The sequence below is a fragment of the Kineococcus sp. R86509 genome (assembly GCF_042466365.1).
Lineage (GTDB): Bacteria > Actinomycetota > Actinomycetes > Actinomycetales > Kineococcaceae > Kineococcus.
The window spans coordinates 4,218,031-4,240,915 of sequence record NZ_JAXHCE010000001.1 but is presented as its reverse complement, the minus strand read 5'-3'; the positions used below and the strand labels follow the sequence as shown (position 1 = coordinate 4,240,915).

At 74.4% G+C, this 22,885-nt stretch carries 16 protein-coding genes; 6 read left to right on the top strand and 10 right to left on the bottom strand.

Going from position 1 to position 22,885, the window contains the following annotated elements; genetic code table 11:
- Positions 1-69: 69 nt before the first annotated feature.
- Positions 70-5,577 (top strand): diguanylate cyclase, encoded by a 5,508-nt coding sequence (locus SJY07_RS20675; RefSeq protein ID WP_380161408.1) that lies wholly within the window; start codon positions 70-72, stop codon positions 5,575-5,577.
- A gap of 21 nt (positions 5,578-5,598) precedes the next feature.
- On the opposite strand, the gene SJY07_RS20670 is transcribed toward SJY07_RS20675, so the two are convergent.
- Positions 5,599-6,297, bottom strand: coding sequence for a vitamin K epoxide reductase family protein (locus SJY07_RS20670; protein WP_328292333.1), 699 nt, complete (start codon positions 6,295-6,297; stop codon positions 5,599-5,601).
- A gap of 170 nt (positions 6,298-6,467) precedes the next feature.
- Between SJY07_RS20670 and hisN the strand changes: the two genes are divergently transcribed.
- Entirely contained in the window at positions 6,468-7,298 is an 831-nt protein-coding gene (gene hisN / locus SJY07_RS20665) for a histidinol-phosphatase (protein ID WP_328292334.1), read from the top strand.
- Between the two features lie 8 nt (positions 7,299-7,306).
- On the top strand, positions 7,307-8,080 hold the full coding sequence (locus tag SJY07_RS20660) for a type II CAAX endopeptidase family protein (RefSeq protein ID WP_328292335.1): 774 nt from the start codon (positions 7,307-7,309) through the stop codon (positions 8,078-8,080).
- Positions 8,081-8,083: 3 nt separating this feature from the next.
- Here SJY07_RS20660 and SJY07_RS20655 read toward each other — a convergent pair whose 3' ends face one another.
- Complete coding sequence (locus SJY07_RS20655; protein ID WP_380161407.1) at positions 8,084-8,956, bottom strand: universal stress protein; 873 nt, start codon at positions 8,954-8,956, stop codon at positions 8,084-8,086.
- A gap of 174 nt (positions 8,957-9,130) precedes the next feature.
- On the opposite strand from SJY07_RS20655, the gene SJY07_RS20650 reads away from it, so the two are divergent.
- Both SJY07_RS20650 and SJY07_RS20645 read left to right on the top strand, forming a co-directional pair.
- Positions 9,131-10,210: a mechanosensitive ion channel family protein gene (locus SJY07_RS20650; RefSeq protein ID WP_380161406.1), complete on the top strand. Its 1,080-nt coding sequence runs from the start codon at positions 9,131-9,133 to the stop codon at positions 10,208-10,210.
- A gap of 71 nt (positions 10,211-10,281) precedes the next feature.
- Complete coding sequence (locus SJY07_RS20645; protein WP_328292338.1) at positions 10,282-10,968, top strand: SemiSWEET family transporter; 687 nt, start codon at positions 10,282-10,284, stop codon at positions 10,966-10,968.
- Here SJY07_RS20645 and SJY07_RS20640 read toward each other — a convergent pair.
- Entirely contained in the window at positions 10,952-11,431 is a 480-nt protein-coding gene (locus SJY07_RS20640) for a GNAT family N-acetyltransferase (RefSeq protein ID WP_380161405.1), read from the bottom strand. The two genes, SJY07_RS20645 and SJY07_RS20640, sit on opposite strands and share 17 nt — an antisense overlap.
- On the bottom strand, positions 11,416-12,840 hold the full coding sequence (locus SJY07_RS20635) for a glucose-6-phosphate dehydrogenase (NADP(+)) (RefSeq protein WP_380161404.1): 1,425 nt from the start codon (positions 12,838-12,840) through the stop codon (positions 11,416-11,418). The genes SJY07_RS20640 and SJY07_RS20635 overlap by 16 nt, the downstream gene beginning before the upstream one ends.
- 240 nt (positions 12,841-13,080) lie before the next feature.
- Here SJY07_RS20635 and SJY07_RS20630 point away from each other — a divergent pair, with 240 nt between their 5' ends.
- Positions 13,081-15,039 carry an anthranilate synthase family protein gene (locus tag SJY07_RS20630; RefSeq protein ID WP_380161403.1) on the top strand — a complete coding sequence of 653 codons (1,959 nt, stop codon included), beginning with the start codon at positions 13,081-13,083 and terminating at the stop codon, positions 15,037-15,039.
- A gap of 65 nt (positions 15,040-15,104) precedes the next feature.
- Here the strand turns inward: SJY07_RS20630 and SJY07_RS20625 are convergent, their stop codons facing one another.
- From SJY07_RS20625 to SJY07_RS20600, 6 genes are all read right to left on the bottom strand, one after another.
- On the bottom strand, positions 15,105-16,067 hold the full coding sequence (locus SJY07_RS20625; protein ID WP_380161402.1) for a hypothetical protein: 963 nt from the start codon (positions 16,065-16,067) through the stop codon (positions 15,105-15,107).
- 163 nt (positions 16,068-16,230) lie between these two features.
- Positions 16,231-16,884, bottom strand: a complete 654-nt coding sequence (locus SJY07_RS20620) for a response regulator (protein ID WP_380161401.1) — start codon at positions 16,882-16,884, stop codon at positions 16,231-16,233.
- Between the two features lie 23 nt (positions 16,885-16,907).
- Positions 16,908-18,161: a sensor histidine kinase gene (locus SJY07_RS20615; protein WP_380161400.1), complete on the bottom strand. Its 1,254-nt coding sequence runs from the start codon at positions 18,159-18,161 to the stop codon at positions 16,908-16,910.
- The gene (locus tag SJY07_RS20610; RefSeq protein WP_380161399.1) at positions 18,136-18,768 is read right to left on the bottom strand and encodes a hypothetical protein; all 633 of its coding nucleotides are present in this window, start codon (positions 18,766-18,768) and stop codon (positions 18,136-18,138) included. The genes SJY07_RS20615 and SJY07_RS20610 overlap by 26 nt, the downstream gene beginning before the upstream one ends.
- 108 nt (positions 18,769-18,876) lie before the next feature.
- Positions 18,877-21,441, bottom strand: coding sequence for a polynucleotide kinase-phosphatase (locus SJY07_RS20605; RefSeq protein WP_380161398.1), 2,565 nt, complete (start codon positions 21,439-21,441; stop codon positions 18,877-18,879).
- A complete protein-coding gene (locus SJY07_RS20600) occupies positions 21,438-22,835 on the bottom strand; it encodes a 3' terminal RNA ribose 2'-O-methyltransferase Hen1 (protein ID WP_380161397.1) in 1,398 nt (465 codons plus the stop codon). The genes SJY07_RS20605 and SJY07_RS20600 overlap by 4 nt, the downstream gene beginning before the upstream one ends.
- Between the last annotated feature and the right edge of the window lie 50 nt (positions 22,836-22,885).

Sequence of the window (22,885 nt, the reverse complement as noted above, 5' to 3'; positions counted from 1 at the left end):
ACTGCCAGTTCACACGCGATGCCCTAGTGTGACGGTCGTTCCCGGTCGGAGATGAGGTGACGGCTGCTCATGGGAGACACCAGCTCGATCCGGCCCGCGGGTCTCGAGGCCACCGGACCCGCCCCCCACGTCCCCGGCCCGGCATCGGCTCCCGGTCCCACCATCCCCCCGGACCCCCTCCGGACCTGGACCGTCCTGCGGGAACTGGGACGCGGCGCGGGCTCGGTGGTGCACCTGGCGGCGCGGGCCGACGTCCGCGAACCCGGCGGGCGCGAGTACGCGATCAAACGCCAGCGGCACGTCACCCTGCCCCCGCTCGACCAGGTCGAGGCCGACCGGACGCTGCGCCGCGAGGCCGCCCTGCTGGCCAGCGTGCACCACCCCGGGCTCACCCGCGTGCACGCCGTCGAGCAGGTCGAGGGTCGCCTCGCCCTCGTCATGGACGCCCACGACGGGACGTCGCTGGCCGACCTGCTGCACACCCCGCCCACCCCCGGCCGCCCCGGACGCGGCGGTGACGCCGTCCCCGCGAGCACCGCGCCGCTGTCGCTGACCACGTCGCTGCGTCTGGCCGTCGACGTCTGCGACGCGCTGCACGCCCTGCACCGCAACGGACTCGTGCACCGGGACGTGAAACCCGCGAACGTCCTCGTCACCCGGGCCGGGCGCGCGGTCCTCGTCGACCTGGGCGTGGCGCACCTCGAGAACTCCGCGCCCGTCCGTCCCGGGGTGCACCCGCCCGGCGAACGGGCCGACGGTCCCGAACGCCGTCGCGAGGAGGACCGGGGCGGCACCGACGCGGCCTCCGAGACCGAGGTCGGTGCGCTGCACTACCGCTCCCCCGAGCAGGCCGGGGTCGTCCGCAGCCCCGTCGACCACCGCTCCGACCTCTACTCCGTGGGCGCGCTGCTGCTGGAGTGCCTCACCGGCCGCACCCCGGTGGAGGGCAGCGACCCGACGCAGGTCCGTCGCCGGCTGGGCCGGCTGCGCCCGCTCGACCCCGCGGTCCTCGGCCCCGACGTCCCGCGCGCCCTCGGGGTGCTGCTGCGCCGGCTGCTCGCCCTGGACCCGGAGGACCGGCCCGCGAGCGCCGCCGCCGTCGCCGACGAGCTCAGCCGGATCGCGGCCGGCACCGCTCCCGACGTCGCCCTCGGGCGACGCAGCTGGGTGAGCCCCGCCGACGGGCCGTTGCTGGAGCGCGGTCAGCAGACCGCGGTGCTGGACGCGGCCTGGGACACCGCGCGCGCCGGCTCCGGCGGGGTCGTGGTCGTCCGCGGCGCGGCGGGGTCGGGTCGCAGTTCCCTCGTCGAGCACCTGCACCGGCGGGCGGGCGGACAGGGCGCGGCGGCGGTGGTGCTGGACTCCACGACCTCGCCCGCCTCCCCGTTGAGCGCGTTGCGCCGGGCCATGACCGCGGGTGGCCTCTCGACGCCACCTCGGGACGGGGCGGTCTCCGGCGACGGCGACGAGCAACGGCCGCAGGCGCTGGCCGAGGAGCTCCTCCAGCACGCCGCCCGGACGGGGCCGCTGCTGGTCGTCCTGGACGACACCGAGCACGCCGACGCCTCGACGCTGGCCGTGCTGCGCTGGGTGGCCGGCGAGTGCGCCGACCTCCCGCTGCTGCTGGTCCTCGTCGACCGGCCCCGGGAGTCCGGTGGGCTGGACCCGGCGCTGGACTCCTCCCGGACCCTCGTGATCGACGTCCCGGCCCTCTCCGACGCCGCCGCCCGCGCCGTCGTGCGCCGTCGGCTGCCCGGGGCGGTGCTCACCGACTCCGTCGCCTCGGCGCTCGTCTCCCGGGCCGCGGGGAACCCCGGGGCCCTGCTCGCGCTCCTCACCGCCCTCCTCGACGACGGCGGTCTGTTGCCCGACTGGGGCCACTGGCGGCTGGAACACGCTGCGCTGGAGGCGGTCCCGGTGGCCCCCGGGCTGCTGGCGGCCCTGCTGCGCCGCGTCGAGGAACTCCCCGCCGGGCACCGCAACGTGCTGCGGCTGGCCGCCGCGTGCGGGCGTTCCGTCGACGACCACCTCGTGCTGCGAGCCGCCTCGCCCCAGCTCCCGGCCGAGGCGGTCCGCGCCGGCCTCGCCGCCGGCGTCGCGGTCCGGCTGCTGCGCCCGCGGCCGCACGGTCGCCACGAGTTCCTGCACCAGCAGGTGGTCGACGCCGTCCTGGACGGGCTCGACGAGGTCGAGCGTCGTGGGCTGCACGCGCGCCTGGCCCGCGTCCTGCGCGTCGACACCCGGGCCGGGACGGAGTGCACCGACCGCGAGGCCGTCTTCGCGTGCGCCCACCAGCACCTGCGCGCCGGGGACGCCGTCGCCCCGGCCGACGTCGTCGCGGCGTGCGCGGTGGCCGGGGTCAGCGCCGCCCGCCACTTCGCACCCGAGGCCGCCGTCGGGTTGCTGCAGCAGGCCGTCGAGACCGCGGACGGGGCGGGTCTGCCGCTCGACCCCCGGCTGCGCCGACTGCTCGCGAGCTGCCTGGCCCGCACCGGTCGCCACGCGTGGGCCCACGACCACCTCGACCACCTCCTGCGCACCACGACCGACCCCCTCGGGAAGGCCGTCGGCCTCGGGGAGATCGCCACCCTGCACCGGCACGAACGGGCGCCCGGAGGACCCGCGCGGGCCCTGGACGCGGCCCGGGAGGGTCTGGCCCAGCTCGGTTCCTCCCGGCCCGGCACCCGGGCCGCCTGGTGGGTCTTCACCGTCGTCACCGTGGCCGGGTTCGTGGCGACCCTGCTCGACCCGCGCCGTCGACGGGCCAGCCGGCACCGCCTGGACTCCCCCCGCGAGGTCGAGGAGAACACCGCCGAGGCCGCCCACGCCGTGCTGCTGCGCGAGGCCGCGGCCACCGACCTGGACCGCGGGTACCCGCTGACCGCCCTGCCCACCGCGCTGGCCTCGATCGCGCACGCCCTGCGGGGCCGGCGCGCCGACCTCGTCCGGGACGGGCGACGCACCCTGGCCGCGGCGCTGCGCCGGCTCCTGACGGGGCGGGCGACGTTGCTGCCGGTCCGCCTCCCCGGGACCTCCTCCCTCGTCGGACGTTCCCTGACTCCCCCCTCCCCCCGCCGCGGCGAGACGGAACCCTCGGTGCAGGCCGGGATCCGCCTGGCCGAGGGGCTGGACCGGTTGCGTTCCGGTGGGACGTGGCGCGAGGTCGCCCAGGTCCTCGAGGACGACGGGCAGTGGCTCGACCTGCCCGAGTACGTGGCCGGGACCCGGGCCGTCGTCCTCGAGCGCCTCGCCGCGGGGCACCTCGCCGCCGCCCGCAGCTGGCACGACCGGGCCCTGCGCCGGGTGCCGGAGGGGGCCCCGGTCCCCGTCGACCTCGACCTGCTCCGGGTCGCGCTGCTGGGGGCCTGCGGTCGGCCCGGGGAGGCCGGGGAGCTGTTGACGAGGGTGCGGGGCGGGCTGTCGGCGACGTCGTCCCCCGAGCACCAGCTCGCGGTGCACCTCGCGACGGTGACGTGGCTGGTGCAGCAGCTCGACCTGTCCGAACGCTTCGACGAGGTCGCCCGACGTTCCACCGCGCTCCTGCACCGCTCCCCGCTGCGGCGTTCGGTGGAGGCCCGCTGGACCGCCGACCTCGTGGTCCGCGGGCGGCTGGCCCAGCTCGCCGCGGCGACCGACGCCGGGGACACCGTCCGGGTGCGCGAGCGGGAACAGGAACTGCGGGAAGCGCTGGGTCACCCCGCCCACCGCGCCGGCGGGGCGGTGCAGGAGGCCCAGTTCGACGTCGTCCGCGCCGCCGCGTGGCACCGCCTGGGCCGTAGCCACCGCGCGAAGGTGTTGCGGCGCAGGGCGGAACGTTGCGCGGCCCGGTTGGACGCCCCGCTCGTGCAGCACCACCTGATGCTGCTGCGGGCCGAGGACCTCGAGGCGAGCGGCGCCTTCGAGGACGCCGAGCGGCTGCGCTGGCTGGCCACGGCCCTGGCCGACCGGCACGGCTGGGCGACCCTGGTGCAGCACGGGCGCGCCGACCTGAACGCGACCCAGCCCGCGGGGAGCGGGACCTGGGGGCCGGCGGCCGGTCGTCGCCGGCGGCTGCTCAGCGCGATGCGCGACGTCGGCGACGCGGCCCAGGTCCTGGACCCGCAGGACGTCGTGCGCCTCGCCCTGGACCAGGCCTGCGGGGTGCTCGGCGCCGACCGCGCGGTCCTCGCCGTCCTCGACGGCGAGGACGAGCTCGTCGTCTTCGCCGGGCGCACCCGTTCCGGCACCGACCTGGCGCTGGGCACCCCCCTGGACCCGGCCGCGGTCCGGGCCGCGCGGACCGGGCGGCCCGTGGTCCGCGGGGTGCTGGACGCGCAGGAACAGCGCAGCGCGCACACCCCCGAGGACGTCGCCCGCAGCGTCGTGGCCGTCCCGCTGCTCATCCGCGGTCGCCGAACAGGAGTGCTGGCGGCGGTCAGCACCGTCGCCCAGGGCGCCTTCGGCCGGGGGGACGTCGAACTGCTGCAGCTCATCGCGGGACAGGTCGCGGCCTCGCTGGAGACGGCCCGGGCGGCCCGCCTGGAGATCGAGGTGCACGGCGCGCAACGCGAGCGCGACCTCGCCGAGGCCGTGCGCCGGCTCACCGAGGAGGTCTCGGGCAGCCTCGACCTGCCCACCGTGCGCCGTCGGCTGCTGCGCTCCGCGCTGACGGAGCTGCGGGCGGGCCGGGCGGCCCTGGTGCCCGTCGCGGTCCGCTCCACCGTCGACGTGGACCCGCCCGCGCTGGTGACGGCCGCGGGCGGTACGGCCGTGCGGGAGGTCCCGTGGAGCCGGGACCGGCAGGGCGACCGCGAGTCCGCGCCACTGCTGGAACGCCCGCTCGCCGCCCACGGCGGCGACCCGCTGCCCGCCCGGCTGCGGGGTCTGCTGGACCTCGGGGGTGACGGCGGGACCGGGGAGGAGCGGTGGCTGGTCGTCCCCCTGAAGGACCGGACCGGCCTGGTGGCCGAGGCGCTGGTGCTCGTCGGGGGTCCCGAGGGGCCCGCCGCCCGGCTGCACGTCGCGGAGGCGCTCGCCGCCCCCGCGGCCATCGGCCTGGAGAACGCGCGGCTCTTCGCCCAGGTCGAGCACCTGGCCCGCACCGACTCCCTCACGGGTCTGGCCACGCGTGGTCACCTGCTGCGCCTGGGTGAGCAGCGCGTGCGGCGGGCCACCCCGGGCCGGGCCGTGGCGGTCCTGATGGTCGACGTCGACCACTTCAAGTCCGTCAACGACACCTACGGCCACGCCGCGGGCGACGAGGTCCTCACGGCCGTCGCGCGGCGGCTGCAGCACGAGGCCCGGGAGAGCGACGTCCTCGGTCGCTACGGCGGGGAGGAGTTCGCCCTCGTCGTCACCAGTCCCGCCCCCGAGGAGGGGTCCGGTCCGCTGGAGGCCCGGGAGGTCGCCGAGCGGCTGCGCCTGGCGGTGCGCCGCAGCCCCGTGCTGGTGCGGGGCGAGCAGCTGCAGGTCACGGTCAGCGTGGGGGTGGCGCTGCTGCGCGAGGGCGAGCAGCTCTCCGACGTCCTGGCCCGCGCCGACAGCGCCCTCTACCGCGCCAAGGCAGCCGGCCGCGACGCTGTCGTCGAAGCCCTCTGACCCCTGACCGCTGGTGGGGGGTCAGACCAGGCTGGACCAGTAGGACCAGAACTTGACCGCGATCATCACGATCACGGCGGCGTAGCTCAGCACGATGAGCAGTCCGCGGAAGTCGACGACCGTGCGGGCCAGGCCGTGCAGGGCCCGCGGGACGGGGACGAGACCGCGGTCGAGGCCGTCGGCGACGTGGACCCAGAAGGTCGGCACGACCACGCTCCACACGACCATGCAGTAGGGGCAGAGGGCGTGGATGGAGTAGAGGCTCTGGGCGATCAGCCAGCCGACGAAGACCGTGCCGAGGGTGATCCCGACGAGGTAGCCGCGTTCCACCCACCGCGGCAGCGCCGTCCGCGACAGGACGAGCAGGCCGATCAGGAGCGAGAGGGAGAAGGCGGCGATCCCGATGAGCGGGTTGGGGAAGCCGAAGGCCGCCGCCTGGTCGGTGGCCATGACGCTGCCGCAGGACAGGATCGGGCTGATGTTGCAGCTGGGGGCGTAGTTCGGGTCCTCGGCGAGCTTGAACCGCTCGATCGTCAGCGTGAAGGCCGCGACGAAGCCGAGGATCCCGCCGACGGTCAGCAGCAGACCGCGGGCGCGCGGGGAGACCGGCAACGCCGACAGGTGCCCCTCGGGGGCGGCGTCGTGGTGCGTGTGGTCAACGTCGTCGTCGTCGAACCCGTCGAAGGTCTCGTCGTCGACCTGGTGCGTCGTGTCGGCCATCTGCGTCCTCACCTCGCGCCTTCCGGGGCAGTGCCCACCCTGTTGCCCACCCTGTCCCAGCATCCTCGACAGCGCTGGACGTCACCTGAACGTCGCGGCCTCGCCGTGGTCACCGGGTCGAACCTCCCACGTCCACGGTCCCACGGGCCCCGGGCGGTAGGTTCGCGGGCGTGTCCGCCCCCACGCAGTCCCCCGCCGCGCACCAGCGTCCGCGCTACGACGACGACCTGCGGCTCGCGCACGTCATCGCCGACCAGGTCGACGGGGTGACCACCGACCGCTTCAAGGCGCTGGACCTGAAGGTCGAGACGAAGCCGGACCTGACGCCGGTGAGCGACGCGGACCGCGGCGCGGAGGAGCTCATCCGTTCCCAGCTGCGCCGGACCCGGCCGCGGGACGCGGTGCTCGGCGAGGAGTTCGGGCTGGTCGGGCACGGGGCCCGGCAGTGGGTCGTGGACCCCATCGACGGGACGAAGAACTTCGTCCGCGGCGTGCCGGTGTGGGCGACGCTCATCGCCCTCGTCGACGACGGCGTCCCCGTCGTCGGGCTGGTCTCCGCACCCGCGCTGGGGCGGCGCTGGTGGGCGGCGACCGGCTCGGGGGCCTGGACCGGGCGCAGCCTCTCCGCGGCGACGCGGATGCACGTGAGCTCGGTGTCGAACCTCTCGGACGCCTCCTTCGCTTACTCCTCGCTCGAGGGGTGGGAGAGCCGCGGTGCCCTCGACGGGTTCCTGGGCCTGACCCGCTCGGTGTGGCGGACCCGCGGGTTCGGCGACTTCTGGTCCTACATGCTGCTGGCCGAGGGCGCGGTCGACATCGCCGCTGAACCGGAACTCGCGCTGCACGACATGGCCGCCCTCGTCCCGATCGTCACCGAGGCCGGGGGCCGGTTCACCTCCCGCGCCGGCGTCGACGGCCCCTTCGGCGGTGACGCCGTCGTCACCAACGGGCTGCTGCACGCGGACGCGCTGCGCTTCCTGGGGACCCCCGCCCAGCCGTGAACCCTGCTGTGAACCCCGTCGTGGACGATCCGCGGGCCCGGCGCCTGCTGGTCTGGGAGGTCGTCGCCGTCTTCGGGGTCTCGCTCGGCATGAGCGGGGTCCGCGCCCTGGTCCGGTTCGTCGGCATCCTCACCGCCCCCGAGGCCATCAACGCCCAGACCTCCACGGTGCTCGGCAGCTACGCCCCCGACCGGCCGTGGCTGGACCTGGCCCTGCAGCTCGTCGCGATCGCGGCGGGACTCGCCCCGGTGTTCCTCGTGGGCTACCTGATGGCCCGGGGCGGGGAGTCCCTGCGGACCCTGGGTTTCGACGGTGCCCGCTTCGGGCGCAACGTCCTCGCGGGTCTGGGTCTGGCCGCCGTCATCGGCGGCTGCGGGCTGGTGCTGTACCTGGGGGCCCGGGGTGCGGGCCTCAACACCAACGTCGCGGCGTCGACGCTGCCCGACACCTGGTGGGCCATCCCGATCTCGGTGCTGGCCGCCGCGGAGAACGGCGTCCTCGAGGAGGTCCTCGTCGCCGGGTACCTGCTGCACCGGCTCTCGCAGCTGGGTTTCCGCTGGCTGCCCGCGCTGCTCGTGAGCGCGCTGCTGCGCGGTTCCTACCACCTCTACCAGGGGGTGGGCGGGTTCGTCGGCAACGTCGCGATGGGGCTGGTGTTCGGCTGGGTCTACCAGAAGTGGGGGCGGACGACGCCGCTCGTCGTCGCGCACACCGCCATCGACGTCGTCGCGTTCGTCGGGTACGCGGCGCTGGTCGGGAAGGTCAGCTGGCTGCCCGGCTGAGCCTCACCCGGGCAGGACGAGGACCGGCACCGGCGAGTGCCGCAGGATCTTCGTGGCCCGCGAGCCCAGGAACACCCGGGCCACCGGACCCTTGGGCCGCGAGCCCACCACGAGGAGTTCCCCGGGTTCCCAGTCGACGGCGTCGACGGCCTCCCGCCACCCCCGCCCGGCCCCCACGACGGCGGTGACGTCGGGCGGCAGGGCTCCCTTGCGGCGCAGCGCCTCGACGCTGCGGTGGGCCTGTTCGAGCCAGGCGTCGAAGACCTCGTCTTCGCCGTCGACGCCGAACCCCGAGCTCCACCCCGTCCGGCTGCGCACCGCGAGGGTCAGCACCCGCAGCCCCGTCCCGACCCGTTCGGCGAACTGCTGGGCGCGGGCCACGACGAGTTCGTCCTCCCCCGCCGCGGCGCAGGTGACCCGCTGCAGCGCGAGCGACCCGCCGCGGTAGCCGCGCGGGGCGAGGGCCACCGAGAGCGGTGAGGAGTGCAGCAGCCGGCCCGCGGTGGACCCCACCGTCACCTGCCCGAGGTGACCGTCGGGCGAGGAGCCGAGCACCAGGACGGCCGCGCCGATGTCGGCCGCGAGGTCGATGAGGCTCGCGGAGACGGACCGTCCCGCGCGGACGTGGAACTGCACGGTGGCCCCGGGGGCGATCTGGTCGAGGTAGGTCCGGGCCGACCTCTCCGCCTGCGCCGCGAGGGATCCGGACCACTCGACGAACTGCGCGTCGGCCTTCGCCGTCGACGGGGTGTCCCAGGGCTTGGGCAGGACCGTCGCGACGGCCAGCGGGACGCCGAGCGCGCGCGCCAGCTGCGCACCGAGGTTCAGGGTGGCGCGGCCGCCCTTCTCGGGCAGGTAGGCGACGAGGACGGTCACCCGTGGCTGCGCGGGTCGGCCGGCGCGGGACGGTGCTGCACGCGACCAGGGTAGCGATCGGCGAACTTCACAGCACGGACACGCTTTCGGCCGCTCCGACGTGCCCGGCTCACCTACCGTGGTGGGTCCGCAGGACATCGACGTCCGTACTCGATCCCTGAGGAGCCGCACCACGTGAACATCAGCACCTCCGTCTGGCTGACCCTGGCCGTCGCCGTCGTGGCCGCCGTCGTGGCCGCCGTCGTCGGCGAGCTCGTCGCCCTCGGTGTCCGCCGCCTCGGCCGCAACCACGAGATCCTCGCCACCCTCGCCCAGCGGGGACGGCGACCCCTCGCGGGGTTCATGGCCACCCTGGCCGCGCAGTGGGCGCTGAAGATCTCCTCCCAGACCGCCGACTGGCAGGGTCCGACGTTCTTCGTCCTGACCCTGCTGACCGTCGCCTTCGGGGCCTGGCTGGCGGTGGTCGCCGCGAACGTCGTCCAGGACGTCCTGCTGCTGCGCTACCGGATCGACGTCAAGGACAACCGCCGCCAGCGCCAGCGCCGCACCCAGGTGCAGCTGGTCAAGCGCGTCGCGGTCGCCCTCATCATCGTCGTCGCCGTCGCCTCGATGCTGCTGACCATCCCCGGTGCGCGCGGCGCGGGCGCCAGCGTGCTCGCCTCCGCCGGCTTGCTCTCGGTGGTCGCCGGCCTGGCCGCGCAGACCTCGCTGGCGAACATCTTCGCCGGGTTGCAGATCGCCTTCACCGACGGGATCCGCGTCGACGACGTCGTCGTCGTCGAGGAGGAGTGGGGCAACATCGAGGACATCACCCTCACCTACGTCGTGGTGAAGCTGTGGGACCAGCGGCGCCTCATCCTGCCCTCCACGTACTTCACGACGACGCCGTTCGCGAACTGGACGCGGAACTCCTCCGACATCATCGGCAGCGTCGACTTCGACGTCGACTGGACCGTCCCCTTCGACGAGGTCCGTGCCCACGCCGAGGCCTTCGTGACGGCCCACCCGCTCTGGAACGGCCAGACCTACGCGCTGCAGGTGACCGACGCGCGGAACTCCTTCGTCTCCTTCCGGGTGCTGGTCAGCGCGGACTCCGGCGGGGAACTCTTCGACCTGCGCTGCGCGGTGCGCGAGGAACTCGTCGCCCTCCTGCGCCGCGAGCACCCGGGCGCCCTGCCCAAGGTCCGGATGGACACCCCGCGGGCGGTCCACATCCCGCAGCAGGACGGTCACCGCACCTCACGGACGGTGTGACGCAGCTCTCAACGCGGCCGGAGCGGTGACCCGCTCAAGGGGTGCCGGGGGGCGCGTCGACACACAGGCACGTGCCCTTCGCCCTGTTGATCCCTTCCCTCGGTCTCGTCGCCGCCGCCATCGGCATCCTCACGGGGGTGCCGCAGGTGCTCCGCCTGCTGCGCAGCCCCGACGCCAGTGGCCTGTCCTTCTCCTCCGCGGTCCTGGGCGTGCTGAGTTCCGGCAGTTGGCTGACCTACGGGTTCCTGCTGCTCGACCCGGCCCAGCTCGTCGCGAACGTCCCCGGGCTCGCCTGCGCGGTCGTGACCGTCGTCCTCGCCGCCCGTCGTCTCGGCGTCGCCCTGACCCCGGCCCTGGTGTGCGTGGCGGCCTGGGTCCCGCTCGTCGCGGTGGCGTTCCTCCTCGGGGGTCCGGCCCTCGTCGGCGTGGTCGCCACCGCGGTCTCGCTGGTGAAGATGCTGCCCCAGGTCCGCACCGTCCTGCGCCGCGAACCGCTGCACGGCCTCGCGCCCGCGTCGTTCGTCCTGACCCAGCTGTCGGCGACGCTGTGGGCGGTCTACGGCCTCGGGACGCAGCAGCCCTCCGTCGTGGTCTGCTCCGTCGTCTCCGCCGTGCTGGCCGGGGTGGTCCTCTCGCGGCGCTGCCCGCCCCTCGCGGTCGCCCGCGCCCTGCACGAGGGCCGCTTCGGCGTCCCGGGCCGCCTCCTCGTCCGCCCGCTGGTCCTGGCGCGGCGGGCCACCCTCACGCTGGCGGCGTGACCGCCTTCACCAGGTGGACCAGGGTGGTGCCGTGGTCGTCGACGGACTCGCCGGCCCGGACGTAGCCGGCTCGTTCGTAGCGGGCGATGGTCGCCGCGGAATCCCCGCCGGTGAACAACCGCAGCTCGGTGATCCCCTGCGGCAGCGCGTCTTCGAGGGCACCGAGCAGGGCGGATCCCAGCCCCTGCCGTTGCTGGTCGGGGGCGACGGCGAGACGCCCCACGTGAGCGGTGCTCCCCTCGACCCGTCCGCGGACGGCCCCGACGAGGCGGGTGCCGCGCAGGGCGACGAGCACGACCTGTTCCCCGATCGCCGCGCGGACCGCGTCGAGGTCCTCGCGCAACGGGGGCATGGAGGGGTCTCCGTAGCGCTGGGCCTCGCTGACGAAGGCCGCGCGCTGGACGGTGAGCAGTTCCCCCGCGTCACCGTCCACCGCGCGCCGCAGGACTACCGCAGGATCCACTGCCCCGGCTCCGCCAGTGCCTCGACCGACGCCGGGCCCCAGGTGCCCGGCGCGTAGGACTCGACCGCCGGACGGTTCGCGGAGAACCGGTCGATGGCGGTCCACGCGGCCCGCAGCCCCTCGACCCCGGTGAACAGCGACCGGTCGCCGGTGAGGACGTGCTCGATGAGGTGGACGTAGGGCAGCGCGGGCTGCTGACCGTCGAGACCCGGCAACGGCAGCGTCGCGGTGCCGTCGACGGTGCCGCCGGCCACGCCGGGGGTGCGCACCGTCATCGAGACGTCGATCGCGCCGCCGTCGAGCAGCGAGAAGCTGACCGTGGCGGGCTGGACGTCGGCCCCCGCGTAGGGGCCGTCGGCCGGGGCCTTCAGCACGAGGGTGACGCGCTGCTCGTCGGCGGTCATCTTCTTGCCCGAGCGCAGCAGGAACGGCACCCCGCGCCAGCGGTCGTTGTCGATCCACACCCGACACGCGGCCAGGGTGTCGGTCTGCGAGTCCTCCGGGACGCCGTCGATCGCGGTGTAGCCCTCGAACTGCCCGAGGACGACCTCGGCCGGGTCGAGTTCGCGGAAGTCCTGCAGCGCAGCGTCGCGCGCGGCCTGCAACGCCCCCGGGCCGAGGTCGGCCGGGGGTTCCATCGCGACGGTCGCGGCCATCTGGAACAGGTGGGTGACGATCATGTCGAGGAACGCGCCGGTCGCGTCGTAGAAGCTCGCGCGCTGCGCGACGTCGAGGGTCTCGGCGATGTCGACCTGGACCTGCGCGACGAACTCGTTGCTCCAGATCGAGGACAGCCACGGGTTCGCGAACCGCGCGTGGATGACGTCCTGCTGGGCCTCGAAGGCGAGGAAGTGGTCGATCCGGAACACCTGCGACTCGTCGAAGACGCGCTGCACCTCGGTGTCGAGCTCCTCGAAGGTCTCCAGCGAGGTGCCGTAGGGCTTCTCGTAGACGACGCGGGCACCCTCGACGAGGCCGTGCGCCGCGAAGGCCTTGGTGGTGGGCAGGAACGCGTCCGGCGGGACGGCGAGGTAGTGCACGACCTGCGCGTCGCCGTCCAGGTCCTCGCGGGCCTGGGCGAGCACGTCGAGCAGCGCGCCCGGGTCCTCCTCGTTGAACCCGCCGCCGGCGAAGAGCAGGTGCTGGGCGAAGTCGTCCCAGGGACCGTCGGCGGGGTGCGGCCCGAACTCCTCGAGCGCTTCGCGGATGAACTCGCGGAACTCCTCGTGGGACAGGTCGCGGCGTCCGCTGCCGACGAGTCGCCACTGCTGCGGGAGCCGGCCGAGGCGGGCCAGCTCGAAGAACGCCGGGGACACGAGCCGGCGGGAGAGGTCGCCCGACGCCCCGTACATGACGAAGATCGTGGGCCGGTCGGTGCTGGACTGCGCTGTCTGCGGTGCGGTGGTCACGTGCGAACGGTACTTGTCCCGGGTCGCGCACCGGGGGCTAAGGTGGTCCCGTGACCACCACTGCGTCCCTCCGGGGAGCCTCCGCCGACAGCGCCCGCGCGCTGTGCAGCGGTGCGTGGTGGTGGGTGTCGGCGGTCGCCTGACGCTTGCCCGTCCCGGTGGCCGCCTCGTCGAGGAGGCCTTCCCGTGACGGTCCCCTCGACGGTCGGCTCCCCCAGCCCCTCGAGGAGAGAACCCCTGATGACACCCGCTGACGAACTGATCGCGGAACTGCTGGCGCCCGGCGCCGGTCCCTTCGCGCTGCTGCGCCGCCTGGACCCGCGCAGCGGCCGGCCCGGCCCTGTCGAGGTCCTGCGCGGACCTGTCGAGGTCGTCGAACACCTGGCCGACATCCCGTTGCGCGAGCGCACCTCCCGCGACGCCCTGGCCCTCGTGCCGTTCCGCCAGATCCGCGAACGCGGGTTCGACGTCCACGACGACGGCACCCCCCTGCAGGTCCTGCGCATCGACGCCACCGAGGACCTCGCGCTCGAGGACGCGCTGCGGGCGCTGCCCGACGCCGAGGTCGCGCTGCGCGACGTCGCGCCCGACCTCTCCGACGAGGACTACGCCGCCGTCGTGCGCCGCATCATCGACGAGGAGATCGCGCAGGGCTCGGGCGCGAACTTCGTCATCCGCCGCGACGTGGACGGCGTCATCGACGGGTTCAGCGCGACGACCGCGCTGAGCCTCTTCCGCCGCCTGCTCGTCGCCGAGCAGGGTGCCTACTGGACGTTCGTGGTCCACGTCCCCGGGGACACCGGAGCAGATCGCAGCACGTCGCGGACGTTGGTCGGGGCGAGTCCCGAGGTCCACGTCCGGATGGCCCGCGGCGAGGTCGTGATGAACCCGATCTCCGGCACCTACCGCTACCCCGCGACCGGTCCCGACGCCGACGGTCTCGTGGAGTTCCTCACCGACCCCAAGGAGGTCGAGGAACTCTTCATGGTGGTCGACGAGGAACTCAAGATGATGTGCTCGGTCGGTGACCTCGGCGGCGTCGTGCACGGTCCGTACCTGCGCGAGATGGCGAACCTCGCCCACACCGAGTTCGAACTGCGCGGTCAGACCACCCTCGACGCCCGGGAGGTGCTGCGCCAGACCATGTTCGCCGCCACCGTGACGGGCAGCCCGTTGCAGAGCGCGTGCCGGGTCATCCGTCGGTTCGAACCCTCGGGACGCGGGTACTACGCCGGCGCGCTGGCGCTGCTGGGCACCGACGACGAGGGCACCCAGACCCTCGACTCCCCCATCCTCATCCGCACGGCCGACGTCCGTGCCCAGGGTTCCACCGCCACCGTCCGGGTCTCGGTCGGCGCCACCCTGGTGCGGGGTTCCACCCCCGAGGGCGAGGTCGCGGAGACGCACGCGAAGTCCGCCGGGGTGCTGCGCGCGCTCGGGGCGCTGCCCCCGTTGCCGCCCCGCACCGGCGCCGACGGGGCACCCGTCCGCCGGGTCCCGCTCATCGCCGACCCGCGGGTCGCGACGTTGCTGGCCTCGCGCCGCGACCGGCTCGCGTCGTTCTGGCTCGAACCGCAGAAGCAGCCGACGGGTTCACCCCTGGGCCGGGCCCTGGTGATCGACGCCGAGGACACGTTCACCTCGATGCTCGTGCACCTGCTGGCCTCGGCCGGGTTGCAGGCCCGGGTGCTGCGCTACGACGACCCGACGCTGGACGTGGAGCTCGCCGCGCACGACGGGCTGGTGCTGCTCGGTCCCGGCCCGGGTGACCCGGAGGACTCGAGCGATCCGCGGATCGCTCGGTTGCAGGAACTCGCCGCGCGGTTGTCGGCCGCCGCGCGCTCCGGCGGGAACCCGTTGCTCGGGGTGTGCCTGGGGCACCAGCTGCTGTCCGGGACTCTGGGTCTCCCGTTGCGCCGCAAGGACGCTCCCCACCAGGGCACCCAGCTCGACGTCGACCTGTTCGGCACGGCGGCGACCGTCGGGTTCTACAACAGCTTCACCGCACGGGTCGACGAGGCGTCCATCGCACGCCTCGCGGGTGAGGGCGTCCACGTCGCGACCGGTCCCGCCGACGAGGTCGTCGCCGTGCGCGGGGAGGGTTTCGCCGGGATCCAGTTCCACCCCGAGTCCGTCCTCACCCTCGGCGGCCCGGACGTCCTGCGTTCCCTGGTCGAACCCCTGCTCACCTCCCCCTGACCAACTCCTGGGAAGTTTTCCACCCTTCCCACAGGGTGGAAGGGTGGGAAATTCCCCAGGAGCGCTCACCACGGGAGCCGGTGCCGGGGACGGGCGAAGTCGGCCGGTCGCAGGTCGTTCATCGGCGGCCACTCGATGGCGCGGGCGATCTCGAGCATGACCCGCTGCGCCGGCCACAGGTTCGCCCAGCGGTACCGCAGCACGGGAAGGTCGGCCTGCACCACGAGCAGCCTCTCGCGGGTGGCGTCGGCGTCGCGCTGGCGGAGGTCGTCGTGGTACCCGCCGTCGAACTCGAGGGCGAACACGCGACGTCGCCCCCGGACCAGGAGGTCGGGAAACCGCAGGAGCGACCCGTCCGGGGTGGTGAGGAGGAGGGACGGGTTCACCCAGGGCTCGGGCAACCCGGCCAGGACGACACACATCCGCAACCGGCTCTCCCCCACGGAGCGGGACGCACCGTGGCAGAGGGACAACGCGGTCCGGGCGTAGTCCACGCCGGGCCATCGACGGTGCCTCTCCAGGTACTCGGCGAACAGGGCCAGGTCCAGCCCGGCGGCGGCGAACGTGTCGAGGACGGACACCCGCTCGACCAGCGGGACGTCGCGGAGGAGGTCGAACACCGTCCGGATCCGGCTGGTGACGAGAACTCCACCGACGACCACCGTGTCGTCGTCCTCCGCGCGCAGCACCTGCCGACGGGACCGGTGCACCGCCCGCTCGATCCCGGCCCCGGCCGGCCCCCGGGTGGTGACGAGCGGCACGTCGACTCCCGGCGGCGGGGTCCACACCCCGTGGATCCACGCCGCGGTCAGACCGGCGAAGACCACCCCGCCCGGGGCCGCCAACCGCAGGGCGTGCACCCGCACCGCGTCGTCGACGGCGACGTCGCGGTGCACGTACACCCCGGCGTGCAACCGACGCCACACCGCGGACTCGAGCTGGCGTCGGGACAGACCCGCGTCGAGGGCCTGAGCCACCGTGAACGGGTGGCGGGCGAGGGCACTGGGTACCCGGGGACGACGCGGCATCCGTCGATGGTGCGAGAGGTCGACGCGACGCTCACCGGTTCGTCCACAGAGCGCCGTCCGCACTCAGCCTGTGCACACCGGGATGACCCCTGCCTCGGCAACTTCTGGGGAACGTTCCACCCTTCACCGACCCCGGAAGGGTGGAAAGTCTCCCAGGAGTTGGTCAGGGGTGGCCGGGGCTGACCAACCCGATCTCGTAGCCGAGCACGACGGCCTGGACGCGGTCACGCAGCCCGAGCTTGGTGAGGATGCGACTGACGTGGGTCTTGGTCGTCTGCTCGGCGATGAACAGTTCCGCGGCGATCTCCTGGTTGGACAACCCGCGGGCGATGCAGACGAGCACCTCGCGTTCGCGCGGGGTGAGGTCGGCGACGGCGGCGGGGACGTTCACGCCGCGGGTGCGGGTGGCGACGAAGTGCTCGATGAGGCGTTTCGTGATCCCCGGTGAGAGCAGCGAGTCGCCCACCGCGACGGCCCGCACGGCGTCGACGAGGACCTCGGGGGTGGCGTCCTTGAGCAGGAACCCGCTGGCGCCGGCCTGCAGGGCCGAGAACACGTAGTCGTCGATGTCGAAGGTCGTCAGCACCAGCACCTTCGGCGCCGGGTTCAGGCCCGCGGCGAGGATCGCGCGGGTCGCGCCGAGCCCGTCGAGGACGGGCATCCGGACGTCCATCAGCACCACGTCGGGGTGCACCGCGGTCACGACCTCCACGGCCTGTTCACCGTCGGCAGCCTGCCCGACGACCTCGATCCCCGGCTGGGCGTCCAGCAGGGCGGAGAACCCCGCCCGGATCATCGCCTGGTCGTCGACGACCACGGCCCGTACCGTTCCCGAGGAGCTCACACCCCAGGTTCCCACGGCAAGGACACCCGCAGGAGGAACCCACCGTCGGGGGTGGGCTCCGCGCTCACCGAGCCGCCCAGCAGCGACGCCCGTTCCCGCACGCCGACCAGCCCGTGCCCGCCGGAATCGGGGACGGGCGGGAAACCTTCGGGAGCGACGCCGTTGTGGACCTCGACGACGACCCCGGGGTCGGTGCGCAGCACGCTGACCTCGACGCCTGCCCCGGTCGCGTGCCGCACGACGTTGGAGAGCCCCTCCTGCACGATCCGGTGCACGGCGATCCCCAGGGCCGACGGCAGCGACGGGTCCCGCAGCGACGGGTCGACGCGCACCCGGACGTCCGATCCCGCCCGGCGGGCGCCTTCGACGAGTTCCACGAGCCCGTCCAGCCCGGACCGCGGGGCGAGTTCGACCCCGTCGGAGCGGCTGCGCAGCACCCCGAGCAGCGTCCGCATCTCGGCCAGCGCGGTGCGCGACTGGGCGGCGATGTCGTCGAACTCGGCCCGGGCCGCCGGGGAGAGGTCCGGGATGCGGTACTGCGCCGTCGTGGCCTGGACGCCGATGACGGACATGCTGTGCGCGACGACGTCGTGCAGTTCGCGGGCGATGCGGTTGCGCTCCTCGACGACGACCCGCCGGGACTGCTCGAGCTCGGTGTCGCGGCGCGAGCGGGCCAGTTCCTCGCGCACCCGTCGACGTGCGCCGACGGCGCTGCCGATCCCCAGCGCCAGCAGGGAGTTCGAGCCGTAGACGACGAGGTTCGCGCCGGAGTCGTCGGAGAACCCGCCGAACAGCCCGGCCACGGCGACGGTGAGCGCGAGGCTGCCCACCCACGCGGTCACCCCGACCCGCCACAACCGCCGCACCCCCAGGACCAGCAGCAGCGCGGCGAACGTCAGCAGCGAGGGAACCGTCCAGGGCCACGGCCCGGCCTGGGGGTCGGCCCCCACCGCGACGAGCAGCACCCCGGTGAGCGCCGCGATGACCCCGAGGTCGGCCCGGAAGAGCACGAGCACGAGACCGCCGCACTGCATCAGGACGGCGGCCAGCGCCCACCCGGCCGGGACCCCGTGCACCGCGGCGTCCACCGGAGCCCCGACGGCGTACAGCGCCACCGCCAGGAGCACCACGGCCACCCGGCCGGAGACGAGCGGCCGCAGCGCCTCGGGGACCCGGGGTGGACGAGGCAGACGCGGCCGGGTCCGGGGCGCCCGGACCGGCGGCTCAGGCCGGCTGGAACGACGCAGCAAGGAGCCCACCTCCCGATCGGATCCTCGCCAGCGCGGCCCCGACGACGGTCTTGACCCCCAGCAGGAGACCGGCGACGGCCAGCCCGGCGAGCACCGCGAGCCAGGGCCGGTCGAGGATCCCCTCCACGCGGGCCGCGAGGTGCTCCCCCGTCAGCATGCCGAGCCCGACGAGGACGCTGACCCGCACGGCGGTCAGCAGCGCGGTCCAGCCGAGGAACCGGCGGTAGCCGACGGCGGCGTAGCCGGCGGCGAGGAAGGCCGGCACGGCACCCACGTCGACGAGCTTCGCCCCGGCGACGACCGTCCCGAGGTGGTCGGAAGCCTTGCGGCACAGCAGGTCCTGACGGTCCGGGGTGAAGCCGAGCTTCGCGCTGAGGCGCGCGACCCACGGGTGGCCCCCGGCCCGGCGACCGGCCCGGCCGAGCAGGTAGAGCCCGCTGTCGAGGAGCAGGTCGATCCCGAAGGCCAGCAACCACACCAGGAGCAGCGCCGCGTGACCGGCCCCGACCAGGGTGCCGCCGGCGAACGTCGCCACCGGCCCCTCCAGCACCATCGCGGGCGCCAGCACCGCGTACGGCGTCCCCACCAGCACGTCCACCTGAACCACCCGACCTCTCGACTCCCGCAGCGACGACGCCAGTCAACCGGCTCGGGCCCACGGGCGTCGTCCCCCACCGGAGCCGCCCGCACGTGCGACCCCGGTAGGGGGTGGTCCTCAGAGGCGGGGGTCCACGGGTTCGGACTCCAGGGCCAGGACGGCGAAGGTGCACTCGTGCACGCGCCACAGCGGCTCGGCCCGGGCGGCCCGTTCCAGCCCCTCCAGGCCGAGGGCGTACTCGCGCAGCGCCAGCGATCGCTTCCGGCCGAGACTGCGCTGCCGGATCCGCTCGAGGTTCGCGGGTTCGGTGTAGTCGGGACCGTAGACGATGCGCAGGTACTCCCGACCCCGGACCTTGAGGCCGGGCTGGACGAGTCCCCGCCGGGTGCGGACCCGGTTGGCGAGGGGTTTCACGACCATCCCCTCGCCCCCGGCGTCGGTGAGCTCGCTCCACCAGGCGACCCCGGCGGCCGTGGACCCCGCGTCGGCGGTGTCGACCACGATCCGCCGGGTCGGCGCGATCCGGTCCGGGGCCACGGCGACGAGGCGGTCGGCGATCCCCAGGTGCCAGTCGTGCGGGCGGTCGGCGAAGGTGTGCCCGGCCGCGCCGAGCAGCGCGAAGGGGGCCAGCCGCACCCCGTCCAGCCCGTCCGTCGGCCAGCAGTAGCGCCGGTAGGCGTCGGTGAAGGCGGCGACGTTGGTGGCGCGGGACGCGGTGCGCGACAGCAGGTCCCCGAGGTCGAGCCCGCGCCCGGCGGCCTGCTCCAGGACGCCCACGGCGAAGGGCAGCGCCGAGCGACCGGCCGCCCCGACGGAGGCGTACTGCTCGCGCAGCAGCGGACCCGCCTTCGCGCTCCAGGGCAGCAGTTCGGCGTCGAGCAGCAGCCAGCCGGTGTCGAACTCCTCGAACAACCCGGCCCCCGCGGCGGCGGTCCGCAGCTCCTCGACGAGCGCCGCGGTCAGCGCGGGGTCGAAGAAGCTGCGCCCGGTGCGGGTCCAGATCGCCCCCAGCGCTCCACCGGGTGCGCCGAAGCGTTGCACGGCAGCTTCTTCGTCCCGGCAGAGCAGGACCAGCGCCCGCGATCCCATGTGCTTCTCCTCGCACACCACGGTGTCGACGCCGTCGGCGGCGAACGCGCTGAACGCCTCGTCGGGGTGCTCGAGGAACCCCTCCCGCTTCGACGTCGCGACGGGCGACATGGTGGGCGGCAGGTGGATCAGCCAGCGCGGGTCGAGGGCGAAGCGGGACACGACCTCGAGCGCGGCGGCGGCGTTCTCCTCCCGGACGCTGATGCGACCGTGGTCGGCGGTCTCCACGACGCGGCGGCCCTGGACGTCGCCGATGTCGAGGACGTCGGGGTCGCGCAGCACCGCGCTCTGCGGTGACAGCGTCCCGGCCACGGGGAACGGGCGGGCCGGTGCGTGGTGGACCGCCCGGGCGGCGACGGAGACGAGTTCCTTCTCCGGCCAGCGCAACGCCGTCAGGTGACCGCCGAAGACGCAGCCGGTGTCGACGCAGATCGTCCCGTTGACCCACTCCGGTTCCGGGACCGGGGTGTGGCCGTAGACGACGGTCGCGCGACCGCGGTAGTCGTCGGCCCACGGGTAGCGGACGGGCAGCCCGAACTCGTCGGTCTCCCCCGTCGTCTGGCCGTAGAGGCAGAAGTCGCGGACGCGACCCGAGGCCCGCCCCTGGTACCTCTCGAGGACCCCGGCGTGCGCGACGGCCAGCCGGCCCTCGTCGAGGACGTAGTGCGAGACGAGGGAGTCCAGGAACTCCACCACGCCCGCGCGGAACTCCTCGGTCTCCGCGGCGAGCTGCTCCAGGGACTCCGCCAGCCCGTGGGTGACCTGCACGTCACGACCTCGCAGGGCGCGCAGCAGCTTGTGCTCGTGGTTGCCGGGGACGCAGAGCGCGTGGCCGTGGGCGACCATCCCCATCACCAGGCGCAGGACGCCGGGAGTGTCGGGCCCGCGGTCGACGAGGTCGCCGACGAACACCGCCCGCCGCCCCGCCGGGGGCAGCGCGTCGACGGCCCGTCCCTCCTCGTCGTGGACGAGGCCGTAGCCCAGCCGCCCGAGCAGGTCGAGGAGTTCCTCGCGGCAGCCGTGGACGTCGCCGACGACGTCGAAGGGACCGGTCTCGTCGCGGCGGTCGGTGTAGAGGCGGGTGCGGGCGATGGTGACGTCGTCGACCTCGGCGGGGTCACGCAGCACGTGCACGGTGCGGAACCCCTCGCGCGGCAACCCCTTCAGGCTGCGCTTGAGGTCGGCCTGCTGGCGGCGCAGGACGTGCGGACCGAAGGCGCGGTCGGCGCGGTGGCGGTTGCGCTCCGCGCTGACCGCCTCGGGCACGTCGAGGACGATCGCGACCGGCAGCACGTCGTGCGCGCGGGCCAGCGCGACGAGCGACTTCCGCGCGGACTGCTGGACGTTCGTCGCGTCGACCACGGTGAGGCGGCCCGCGGCGAGGCGCTTGCCGACGATGAAGTCGAGGACCTCGAACGCGTCCTTGGTGGCGGACTGGTCGTTCTCGTCGTCGGCGACGACACCGCGGGCCCAGTCGCTGGAGACGACCTCGGTGGCCTTGAAGTGGCGGCGGGCGAAGGTGGACTTCCCCGACCCGGTGGTCCCGATGAGGACGACGAGACTCATCGCGGGGACGGTCAGTTCGCGGCTCACGCGGCGACCCCCTTGCTGAACACGGCCAGCTGCGTCGGGGTCCCCACGGCGGGGTCCTCGTCACCGACCCCGAGCGTGGCGACGGAGTAGCCGAACCGGGCGCAGACGCCGCCGGCCCACTGCGCGAACTCGGCGCGGGTCCACTCGAAGCGGTGGTCGGCGTGGCGGAACCCGTTCTCGAACAGGTCGGGGTAGTTCACGTTGTACTCCGCGTTGGGGGTCGTGACGATCACCGTCGTGGGGGCGGCCTCACCGAAGACGACCCGTTCCAGGGCGGGCAGCCGGGGCGGGTCGACGTGCTCGACGACCTCGGAGAGGACGGCCGCGTCGAGGCCGTTCAGCCGTTCGTCGCGGTAGGTGAGGGCGGACTGGAACAGCCGCACGCGGTCGGGGTCCGGCATCCGGTCCAGGTGGAGGCGGCGCGCGGCCTGCTGCAGCGCCCGCACGGACACGTCCGTGCCGAGGATCGAGGTGTACTGCGCGTCGGCGGCCAGGGCGGCCACGAGCTGCCCCTGTCCGCAGCCGAGGTCGGCGACCCGGGCGGCGCCGGACTCGCGCAGGACGGCGAGGATCGCGGCCCGACGGTGCTCCTTGAGCGGAACGCGCACCTCGGCGTTGTCGGGTTCCTCGACGGGGCTGGCGGTGCCGTCGACGTCGACGAGCCGGTCGAGGGCGTCCACCACGAGGTGGCGGCGGTGGGCGAGGTAGCGGGCGGTGATGAGGTCGCGTTCGGGGTGGGCCGCGAGCCAGTCGCCGCCGCGGCGCACGAGCTTGTCGATCTCCTCCTCCCCCACCCAGTAGTGCTTGGCGTCGTCCAGGACGGGCAGCAGGACGTAGAGCTGCGCCAGGACGTCGGCGATCCGGGCGCGGCCGGCGAGTTCGAGGTCGACGTAGCGCGAGGTCCCCCACGTCGGCACCGTCTCGTCCAGCGGCAGGTCGCGGGTGGTGACGCTCCAGCCCAGCGGCTCGAAGAGCCGGCGCACCAGGTCGGCGCCGCCGTGTCGGGCGGGGACGGCGGGGAGGCGGACCTGCAACGGCCAGCGCAGGTCCACGAGCTCCGGACGCGAGGTGCAGCGCGCGGCGAGGGCGGTGGAGAAGGTCCGGCCGAGGGCGACGGCGAGCATGCTGGACGCCGCGTAGGGACGGTCGTTGACGTACTGACCCAGCACGCTCTGCGTGTCCCCGCGGGCGGAGCGGACCAGCCCGACCGGGTCGACCTCCAGCAGCACCGCGAGCGTGGTCTGCTCCGGGGTGTTCTCCGGGTAGAACACGTGCGTGGTCACCGCGCCCTGCTCGGCGGTGAGGACGCGGTCGGGGTGCTTGTGCAGCAGGAACCCGAGGTCGCCCGCGGGCACGTCGGGCGCCGGTCGCTGTGCGGTGAGGGTCAGGATCACCGGTCCAGCTGATCACGGATGGCGGCTCCGGCGCACGGGAAAAGACGAAG